We start from the raw sequence: 10597 nt of genomic DNA, 5'->3' as shown, positions 1-10597 counted from the left end.
TCACTCATTTGTGATGAGTTGCCTGCTGTTACACTTCCGCCTTCAGCAAAAACTGATCTTAGTTTCCCTAAAACTTGTTTAGAGGTATCGGCACGCGGACCTTCGTCTTTATTTACCGTATAAGTTTTGGTTTGCTTTTTACCGTCTTTCCCTACAAAAGTTTCTTCAACATCTATAGGTACAATCTGGTCCTGAAAGCGATCTTCTTCCTGAGCTTTCAAAGCTTTTTGATGGGAATTAAAAGCAAATTCATCCTGGTCTTCCCGGGAAACTTTATACTTCTCGGCTACGGCTTCAGCAGTAAGTCCCATTCCCCAGTAATAATCTTCATTGCCTTCCTTAGCAGTTTTGTAATTAGGAACTGGTTTGTAACCTCCCATTGGAATATAGCTCATGCTTTCAGCTCCACCGGCGATAATACAATCGGCCATTCCGCTTTGGATTTTAGCCGAAGCAATCGCGATAGTTTCGAGTCCGGAAGCACAATAACGGTTAACCGTCATTCCGGGAACCTTATCGGTGTCTAGACTCATTAATGAGATTAAACGCCCAACGTTAAGGCCTTGCTCTGCTTCTGGCATCGCATTCCCAACAATTACATCATCGATCCTGGTTTTATCAAAATCGGGTAATTGCTTCATCATATATTCTATGGTTTCTGCAGCCAGATCATCTGGGCGCTTAAACCTGAACACCCCACGGGGAGCTTTCCCCACGGCCGTTCTGTATGCTTTTACTATGTATGCTGTTTTGTTCATTATTCTAAATTTTGAATTTTAAATTTCGAATGATTATTCATTCAAAATTCAACATTTATAATTCTTAATTTCTTAGTGGTTTCCCTTTCTTCAACATATGCTGAAGTCTTTCCAGGGTTTTGCGTTCTCCTGTTAGCGATAGGAAAGCCTCTCTTTCCAGGTCTAACAAGTATTGTTCGCTTACCATTTGTGGTTCAGATAGATCGCCACCGGCCATTACATAAGCCAGTTTGTTAGCGATTTTCTTATCGTGGTCGCTAATATATTTTCCAGCGTTCATTTGATCGGTTCCTACTAAGAAAGCTCCTAAAGCTTGTTTCCCAAGCACTTTTATATCGGTACGGTGAATTGGTTTTGTATATCCATTCTCGGCCATCAACAAAGCGTGTTTCTTGGCGATTGTTAATTGGCGTTCCTGATTCACCACTACGATATCTTTTCCTTTTTGAAGAATATTTAAATTGAAAGCTTCGTGGGCCGAAGTGGAAACTTTTGCCATCCCTATAGTTAGGAAATGTTCTCTTAATCGGTTTAATTCTACATCATCTTTTTCAAAAGTATCTGCGGCACGAACGGTCATTTCTTTAGAACCACCTCCGCCGGGAATTACCCCAACGCCAAATTCAACCAAACCAATATAAGTTTCGGCTGCTGCCACAACTTTATCGGCGTGTAGTGAAAGCTCACATCCGCCACCAAGTGTCATCGAATGTGGCGCAGCTACCGTAGGAATAGAGGAGTAGCGCATACGCATCATCGTATCCTGGAAATATTTAATCGCCATATTAAGCTCTTCATATTCCTGCTCTACGGCCATCATAAAGATCATCCCAATGTTTGCACCTACAGAAAAGTTCTTTCCGTTATTCGCAATTATTAATCCCTGGTAATCTTTTTCGGCCATATCTATGGCTTTATTGATGCCGTCTAGAACATCACCACCAATGGCGTTCATTTTACTGCGGAATTCTACATTCAATATTCCATCGCCAAGATCTTCAACTACAACCCCGCTGTTGTTGAACACTTCTTTTGATTCGCGAATGTTATCTAAAATGATAAACGCATCCTGACCAGGAATTTTTGTATAATCTTTTTTCTGAATATCGTAATAATAGGTATTACCTTCTTTTACTGTGTAAAAAGAATCTTTACCGTTCTCCAGCATCTCATTTACCCAGGCCGCCGGCTCTTTACCTTCGGCCTTCATCATCTCAACACCTTTCTTTACTCCAAGAGCATCCCACATTTGGAATGGGCCGTGCTCCCAACCAAATCCGGCTTTTACACCATCATCGATTTTATAAAGTTCGTCTGAAATTTCTGGAATTCGGTTAGAAACATAAGCGAATAATGCCGCAAAGTTTTTACGGTAGAATTTACCTGCTTTTCCTTTATCACCTACTAAAACTTCATAGCGGTCTTCAAGTTTATCTATAGTTTTGGTTTGTTCCAACACATCGAATTTCGCGCTTTTTCTATCGCGATATTCCATTTTATCTAAGTCTAAAGACTTGATTTCACTGGAGCCATCTTCTTTCTTTACTTTTTTATAAAAACCGGTATTATTGGTTTTGCTACCCAGCCATTCGTTATCCATCATTGTTTGGATAAAATCTGGTAACGCAAAAAGATCGTTCGCCTCATCGTTTGGCACACCTTTATGAAGCCCGTTGGCTACGTGTACCAAAGTATCTAAACCAACTACATCTACCGTACGGAAAGTAGCCGATTTTTGACGACCAATAACCGGCCCGGTAAGTTTGTCTACTTCCTCTATGGTCATATCCATATCTTTAACCATATGGAAAAGGCTCATAATGCTGAAAATACCAATTCTGTTTCCAATAAAAGCCGGAGTGTCTTTAGCTAATACCGATTTCTTACCAAGGTATTTTTCGCCATATTCGTTTAGGAAATCCAGAACTTCCGGTTTTGTATCTGGTCCCGGTATAATTTCAAATAATTTCAGGTAACGCGGTGGGTTAAAGAAGTGCGTTCCGCAGAAATGTTGCTGAAAATCTTCGCTTCGTCCTTCATTCATTTGCTGAATAGGAATTCCCGAAGTATTTGAAGTTATAAGTGTTCCTTTTTTGCGATGTTTTTCCAGTTTTTCAAACACCTGTTGCTTAATATCGAGGCGTTCTACTACTACCTCTATAATCCAATCTGCTTCAGAAACTTTAGAAATATCATCTTCCATATTTCCGGTTTCTATACGATTGGCAAAATCTTTATGATAAATAGGAGAGGGCTTGGATTTTAAAGAAGCTTGCAAAGATTCATTTACCAGGCGGTCTCTAACTTCCTTATCTTCTAAAGTGAGTCCTTTTTTCTTCTCTTTCTCATTGAGTTCCCGCGGGACGATATCCAGCAAGAGAACTTCTACGCCAATATTGGCGAAGTGGCAGGCAATACCGCTTCCCATAATTCCGGAACCGATTACCGCTACTTTATTAATTCTTCTCTTCATAATTTTTATCTGGTTTTACTATAAGGTTTTCGATTATTAACTTAATTGTACAGGTTTGTGAACCTGCGAGGTCTATTCAATTTTAATTTCTTCTTTATAAATTTTCTTTTCAGAAATAAGGTTTAAAATTGTATTAGCTACCTCTGTAAAGGTTTTTAGATCTTCTTCTGAAACGTTTTCCTTTACGGCTTCATCAAAGCGTAGAACCACTTTTTTGGAATATTCCCGCATTTCCCGGCCAAAATCGGTTAAATAAATAAGGACGCTGCGACCATCTTTTGGGTTTTTTTTACGCAGAATTAATCCTTTATCTTCCATAGTTTTAAGGATTCGGGATAAGCTGGTCGCTTCCATTCCCATTTTAGGACCAAGCGAGGTAGAAGGAGTTCCGTTTTCGGGGTCTATGCTTAAAAGTGCAAAACCGGTAGACATTGTGCTGCCGGCCTTACCGGCTTCTTCATTATACATTTTTGATACCGCCATCCAGGTGGCACGTAAAACATAATCTATGGTCTTTTCCTTCATTTTTGAATGTTGATTCTCAAAGTTAAGAAAAATATATTATGCACGCATAATAAAATGGAATAAATAATCAGGACATTCTATTATTTGAGCAAGTTTATGAGAAATGCATAAAAAAACCCTTCGAAAAGAAGGGTTTTAACTTAAGTTATAAATAATCTGTAATTATGAAGGTCTATATATCTTCTCGTATAATTTCATATAACGGTCTTTAATATTTCTACGTTTTAATTTCATGGTAGGAGTAAGGTGGCCTTCTTCAATTCCCCAAACTTCCGGGGTAAGTTCAACAACTTTTACGCGTTCCCATTTCCCAAATTTCTCGTTATAGAAATCTACTTCTTCCTGGATACGGTTTTTAACCTGATCGTTTTCAGCAATAGCCTTTTCAGAGCCATCACCAATATCAATATTTTTACGTTTGGCCCATTCCTCAACAAACTCGAAATTTGGCTGAATAAGTGCTGCCGGCATTTTTTCGCCATCACCAATCACCATTATTTGTTCGATAAAACGAGATTGTTTCATCGTGTTTTCAATAATTTGTGGCGCTACATATTTTCCTCCAGACGTTTTGAACATTTCCTTTTTACGATCGGTAATTTTTAGGAAACCATCTTTATCCAGCTCACCAATATCACCGGTATGGAAAAAGTTATCGCCATTTAATACTTCTTTTGTTTTTTCTGGCTCTTTATAATAACCAAGCATCACGTTTGGTCCTTTCGCAAGAATTTCACCGTCTTCGGCAATTTTTACTGTTACATTATCTATAGGTTTTCCTACCGTTCCAATTCTGAAACCTTTATTTCTTTGATCGTTTACTGCAATTACCGGGGAAGTTTCGGTTAATCCATAACCTTCCATTACCGGAATATCGGCCGCGGCAAAAACACGGGCCAGGCGTGGTTGAAGCGCTGCAGATCCAGAAACTATCAATTCAATATTTCCGCCTAAACCTTCTTTCCATTTAGAGAAAATTAGTTTTCTGGCCAGTTTAAGGCGGGTTTCATACCACCATCCGTTTTGTCCGTATGGCTCATATTCTAAACCAAGCTCAACAGCCCAGAAAAATATTTTTTGCTTAACGCCACCAACAGTAGAACCTTTGGCAATAATTTTATCGTAGACTTTTTCTAAAAGTCTCGGAACTGCTGTGATTACGTGGGGTTTTACTTCCTTGAGGTTATCGCTAATTTTTTCTATAGATTCTGCAAAATGAATTGATACTGAATAATATTGATATAAATAAAGTATCATTCTTTCAAAAACGTGGCAAACCGGTAAGAAACTAAGCGCTACATAAGTTCCTCTTTCAAAAGGAACGCGCTTAGAGCTATCCATTACATTACTCACCAGGTTATTGTGGGAAAGCATAACTCCTTTTGGCCTCCCTGTAGTTCCTGAAGTATATATTAAAGTAGCCAGATCATCTGGCTTAACCGCTTTCTTTAATTGTTCAACCTCTTCCTGGTTGCTTTTATCGTCTCCCAGCTCTAATACTTCAGTCCAGTTTTTAGAACCTTCTATTTCATCAAAAGTATAAACCTCTTTAAGTTTGGTATCGTGTTTAATGGAATTTAGTTTATCCAGTACTTCTTTATCTGATACAAAACAAAAAACGGCTTCACTGTGATCTAATACATATTGATAATCATCTTCAGAAATTGTAGGATAAATAGGTACAGTTTGCGCACCTGTTTGCAAAACCCCAATATCCATTACATTCCATTCTGTACGGTTACTCGTAGAAATTATAGCAATTTTATCGTTTGGTTTTATACCCAATCGTAATAATCCACGGCTTATTGCATTTGCCTTATCAATATATTCCTGGGTGGAAAGTGCTTTCCATTCTCCATTATATTTTGTGACTAACGACTTATCTAAAGCGTGTTTTTCCAGTTGAAAATAAGGAAAGTCAAAAAGTCTTGTTGGTTTATCCATTTGGGTGTAGCATTATTATATACTTTGCAAAATAGCAAATTTGTAGCCTATTTCAAATTGAAATATTAAAATAAACATAGATATATTACTAAGAATATAAATTCTTTAAAGAATATAGCTATTCTATTTAGAACCAAATTATACTTAAAAGGCTATTTATTAATTTGATTATCATTGAATTAAAATAGAAACGCCCAACAATAAAAATATCATTGGGCGTTTAAATAATGCTGAAGAAAATTTATTTTTTATCTAACCATTTTCTGGCATTCACAAAGGCTTCAAGCCACGGACTTACTTTATCGTCTTTTCTGTCTTTTGGGTAATAGGCCCAGTTCCAGGGAAAAGTAGAGCGTTCTAAGTGCGGCATCATAACCAAATGTCTTCCGGTATCGTCGGTAAGTATAGCTGTATTGTGGTTAGAGCCATTTGGATTGGCTGGATATTTATCATAGCCGTATTCTCCTACAATATTATAATGTTCCTTTTTATAAGGAAAGCTAAATTTCCCCTCACCGTGAGCAGCCCAAATACCGAGTTTACTTCCTGAAAGTGTAGATAGCATCACCGATTTGTTTTCCATAATTTCTACGGAAGTAAAATTACATTCAAATTTATGCGATGCATTATGAAGCATTTTCGGTTTCTTTTCGTGGTCTGGATTTATTAATCCTAACTCAATAAAAAGCTGGCAACCGTTACATACTCCAAGCGATAAGGTATCTTCTCTTTTAAAGAAATTATCTAAAGCATTTTTAGCTTTTTCATTATATAAGAAAGCTCCTGCCCAACCTTTTGCACTTCCCAAAACATCTGAATTTGAGAATCCTCCTACGGCTGCTATAAACTGAATATCTTCCAGGGTTTCCCTGCCCGAGATTAAATCGGTCATATGCACATCTTTAACCTCAAAACCGGCAAGATGCATTGCGCGGGCCATTTCACGTTCAGAATTAGAACCTTTTTCCCGAATAATCGCTGCTTTAATTCTTTTGCTGTTAGGTGCAACAGGAAGTTGTCCCGTAAAATTCCCCGGAAATTTAAATTCAAGCGGCTGATTCTTATAATTATTGAATCGTTCTGTGGCTTTATCTACACCACTTTGTTTTTGATCTAATAGGAAAGAAGTTTTGTACCAAACATCACGTAGTTCAGAAATATTGAAATTCAGGTTTTCTGAACCGTTTTTAATTTTAAGCGTGTTTCCTTCAGTTACATTTCCTATTTTAAAGAATTCAATTTTGTTATCGCTCAGTACTTTTTCAGCCGTATCATCTTTTGCCTGGAATACAATTCCGCAGTTTTCATTAAACAGCAATTTAACGCTGTCTTTTTCATTTAATGCTGAAAGGTCTAACTCAGCACCAAGATTATTATCGGCAAAACACATTTCTAAAAACGTGGTAATTAATCCACCGGAAGCCACGTCGTGCCCGGCAACAATTAGATCCTGCTTTATTAAGCCCTGGATGTTATAAAAAGCATCAGCAAATTTCTTATTGTCCTTAATAGTTGGAACTTCTTTTCCAACCTTGTTTAGGATTTGCGCAAAAGAAGATCCTCCAAGTTTAAAATTGTCCTGTGACAAATTGATGTAATAAATGTCCCCACCATTTTTCTGTAAAACAGGCTCTACAACTTTCGTAATATCATCACAATGCCCGGCTGCAGATATAATCACCGTTCCCGGCGAAAGAACCTCGCCGTCTTTATAGCGCTGTTTCATAGAAAGCGAATCTTTTCCGGTAGGAACATTTATTCCCAGCGAGATCGCGAAATCTGAAACCCCTTGCACAGCTTCATAAAGCCTGGCATCTTCACCTTCATTATTACAGGGCCACATCCAGTTTGCCGAAAGAGAAACAGATTTTAATCCTTTTTCCAATGGTGTCCAAATAATATTGGAAAGCGCCTCGCCAATTGAATTTTTAGAACCCGCAACAGGATCAACTAATGCAGAAACCGGGGAATGCCCAATTGAAGTTGCCACACCTTCTTTTCCGTTATAATCCAGAGCCATTACACCGCAATTGTTCAGCGGAAGTTGCAATGGTCCTGCGGTTTGCTGTTTAGCTACACGCCCGGTTACACAGCGGTCAACTTTGTTGGTCAACCAATCTTTACAGGCTACTGCTTCTAACTGAAGCACCTGCGTTAAATAATCTTTTATATTTTCTGAAGAATAAACTACATCTTCATAAATGCGATTTACCGATTTATCTTCCATTATGGTCTTTGGTGAACTTCCAAACATATCAGAAAGCTCTAGATCCATTGGTTTTTGTTTAGATTTTGACCCTTCAAAAGTAAACCTGTGGTCGCCGGTCACATCGCCAACCTGATAAATAGGGGAGCGCTCGCGTTCTGAAACCCTACGTAAGATTTCATAGTTTTCCCCGCCAATTACTAAGCCCATTCTTTCCTGGGATTCGTTTCCTATGATTTCTTTTGCTGAAAGAGTAGGATCACCAACCGGTAATTTATCTAAATCTATTTTTCCTCCAGTTTCTTCTACGAGTTCGCTAAGGCAGTTTAAATGCCCGCCGGCACCGTGGTCATGAATAGAAACAATAGGGTTTTCTTCGCTTTCTACCATTCCTCGAACCGCGTTAGAAGCACGCTTTTGCATTTCTGGGTTGGCTCTTTGAATAGCGTTTAATTCAATACCGCTTCCAAATTCCCCGGTATCTGCTGAAGAAACCGCTGCACCGCCCATTCCAATCCGATAATTTTCACCACCGAGAATAACAATTTTATCTCCTTTCTTCGGAATATCTTTTTGCGCCTGTTCGGCTTTTCCGTAACCAATTCCTCCGGCCAGCATAATTACTTTATCGTAACCTAAATTTCTTTGATGCTCTGAATGCTCAAAAGTCAATACAGAACCGGAAATTAAAGGTTGCCCAAATTTATTTCCAAAATCTGAAGCGCCGTTAGAAGCTTTGATTAAAATATCCATTGGGGTTTGATACAGCCAGTTTCGTTCTTTCATCCCATTTTCCCATTTTCGATCTTTATCAAGCCTTGAGTAGGAAGTCATATAAACCGCAGTTCCGGCTAAAGGCAAAGAACCTTTTCCACCGGCAAGTCGGTCGCGAATTTCGCCCCCGCTTCCAGTTGCTGCACCATTAAAAGGTTCTACTGTAGTAGGGAAGTTGTGGGTTTCGGCTTTTATGGAAATTACCGAATCAAAATCTTTGTTTTCGTAAAATTCAGGAACGTCTGGAAGTTTTGGCGCAAATTGTTGCACTCGGGGTCCATTTATAAAAGCTACATTATCCTTATATGCTGAAACGATCTCGTTCGGATTTTCTTCCGAAGTTTTCCTGATCATTTTAAACAGCGAACTTGGTTTTTCTTCTCCATCAATCACAAAAGTACCGTTGAAGATCTTATGGCGACAATGTTCAGAATTCACCTGCGAAAATCCAAATACTTCAGAATCGGTAAGTTTTCGGCCTAATTTATCGGCTAATCCCTGTAAATAAGCAACCTCTTCTACATTAAGTGCGAGACCTTCCTGCTGGTTATAAGCTGCAATATCATCAATTTCAATGATCGGCTCGGGATTGATATGAATATCAAAAATATCCTGGTCTAAACCTTCGTATTTCTGGGAAAGCATTGGGTCAAAATCGTGATAATTCTTATCGATTCGTAAGAATTCCTCAATTCTAATCATTCCGTGGATGCCCATATTCTCGGTAATTTCTACCGCGTTGGTACTCCAGGGCGTGATCATTGCGGCACGGGGCCCAACAAAAAAATCTGCCAGAGCAGATTTGTTGATTTGTTGTGTATTGCCAAAAAGCCAGTTTAATTTTGTGATGTCTTGAGCCGTAAGATTGGTATGCGTTTCTACCGCAAAAACCTTGGTGGCCTGGTCTCCAAAGAAAAGGATCATTCTATGTTGTTTTGTGTTGTTCGAGTAAGCACAAATTTAGGTTTTTTAAAGGAAATATTTCAGGAAGTTAATACAGAAAATATTGTTGGGGAGTTTGCCACGAATTCATGAATCGATTTTTATTTATAAGGATTGCTCCTTTAAAGTACTGTCATTGCGAAGGAGTCTTTTTAGACCACTGCGGCAATCTGTAATTTTTCAAATAATTTCCTTTTAAAATTGGCGGGTTACTAAAATCAAAAGATTGCCGCGCTCGTTCCTCGCTCGCAATGACATAACTCTTTGCTTTTTTTTCATAATTCAATAGCTACCCAGGCCATCTACAGTATTCATTTCAAATACTTCCCATTCTTCGAAATTGTATTCAATAGAAGGTTCGGTTATAGATTGTTTTCTTCTTAATGTTTGGTCTTTGGCAAAATCATCGGAATTGTTATGTGTTCCAATTATATCTATTAATTCTCCATCTTTAAAAAGTCCTAAAGGATCGTTACCGTTAAAATCTAAGGGAGCACCGGTTTTTAATTGATTGGATTTAGAAGTGATTTCAGAAATATCTGCCGACTCATTAGCGATAACGAAAGTTGAATTGTGAGCTATATTACCTTGAAGTATAACTTCTCCCATCCAATCGCCTGCACCATTGGATTGTTTTTTAATTGAATAAGCTTCGGCTTCCAGTTCGATATCTTCCCCTGTAAGATTTACAATTTCCAATGCTTTATTGAAGGAGGTGCCCTCAATATATTCTGAAAAGAAGATTTCAGTAGAAAAATTATTTTCTGGTGGAAGTTCTTCAGGAACCGAAGACTCATCTTCGGAACAGGAATAAATAAGTATAGAAAGGAGTATAAAGTAATATTTTTTCATCAAAAATCAATTTCAGGGAAAATAAAAGGATTCCACCTGAAATTGATTCAATCAAAAAATTTGGGTATAAACCCTTAAGCCTTTTTTTCTAAAAGTGCCATGTAGAATCCGTCAAAACCGGTT

General features: G+C 38.2%; 6 protein-coding genes. All 6 read right to left on the bottom strand.

Translation table 11 applies throughout. From position 1 onward, the window contains the following. Positions 1-758: beta-ketoacyl synthase N-terminal-like domain-containing protein (locus tag AACZ30_RS10780; protein ID WP_339649299.1), on the bottom strand; the 758-nt coding region annotated here is incomplete at its 3' end. Between the two features lie 64 nt (positions 759-822). Beyond that, positions 823-3231 carry a 3-hydroxyacyl-CoA dehydrogenase/enoyl-CoA hydratase family protein gene (locus AACZ30_RS10775; protein WP_339649298.1) on the bottom strand — a complete coding sequence of 803 codons (2409 nt, stop codon included), beginning with the start codon at positions 3229-3231 and terminating at the stop codon, positions 823-825. A gap of 72 nt (positions 3232-3303) precedes the next feature. Then, entirely contained in the window at positions 3304-3756 is a 453-nt protein-coding gene (locus tag AACZ30_RS10770; protein ID WP_075327253.1) for a MarR family transcriptional regulator, read from the bottom strand. Between the two features lie 162 nt (positions 3757-3918). Next, positions 3919-5700 carry a long-chain fatty acid--CoA ligase gene (locus AACZ30_RS10765; protein WP_339649296.1) on the bottom strand — a complete coding sequence of 594 codons (1782 nt, stop codon included), beginning with the start codon at positions 5698-5700 and terminating at the stop codon, positions 3919-3921. Between the two features lie 241 nt (positions 5701-5941). Then, entirely contained in the window at positions 5942-9604 is a 3663-nt protein-coding gene (gene purL, locus AACZ30_RS10760) for a phosphoribosylformylglycinamidine synthase (RefSeq protein WP_339649295.1), read from the bottom strand. A 300-nt stretch (positions 9605-9904) separates the two neighbouring features. Beyond that, complete coding sequence (locus AACZ30_RS10755; protein ID WP_339649294.1) at positions 9905-10474, bottom strand: hypothetical protein; 570 nt, start codon at positions 10472-10474, stop codon at positions 9905-9907. Positions 10475-10597: the final 123 nt, after the last annotated feature.

Source organism: uncultured Salegentibacter sp., from assembly GCF_963972535.1.
In the GTDB taxonomy this organism is placed as follows: Bacteria; Bacteroidota; Bacteroidia; order Flavobacteriales; family Flavobacteriaceae; genus Salegentibacter.
The sequence above is the reverse complement of the archived record's forward strand: the minus strand, read 5'-3'. Positions and strand labels throughout refer to the sequence as shown.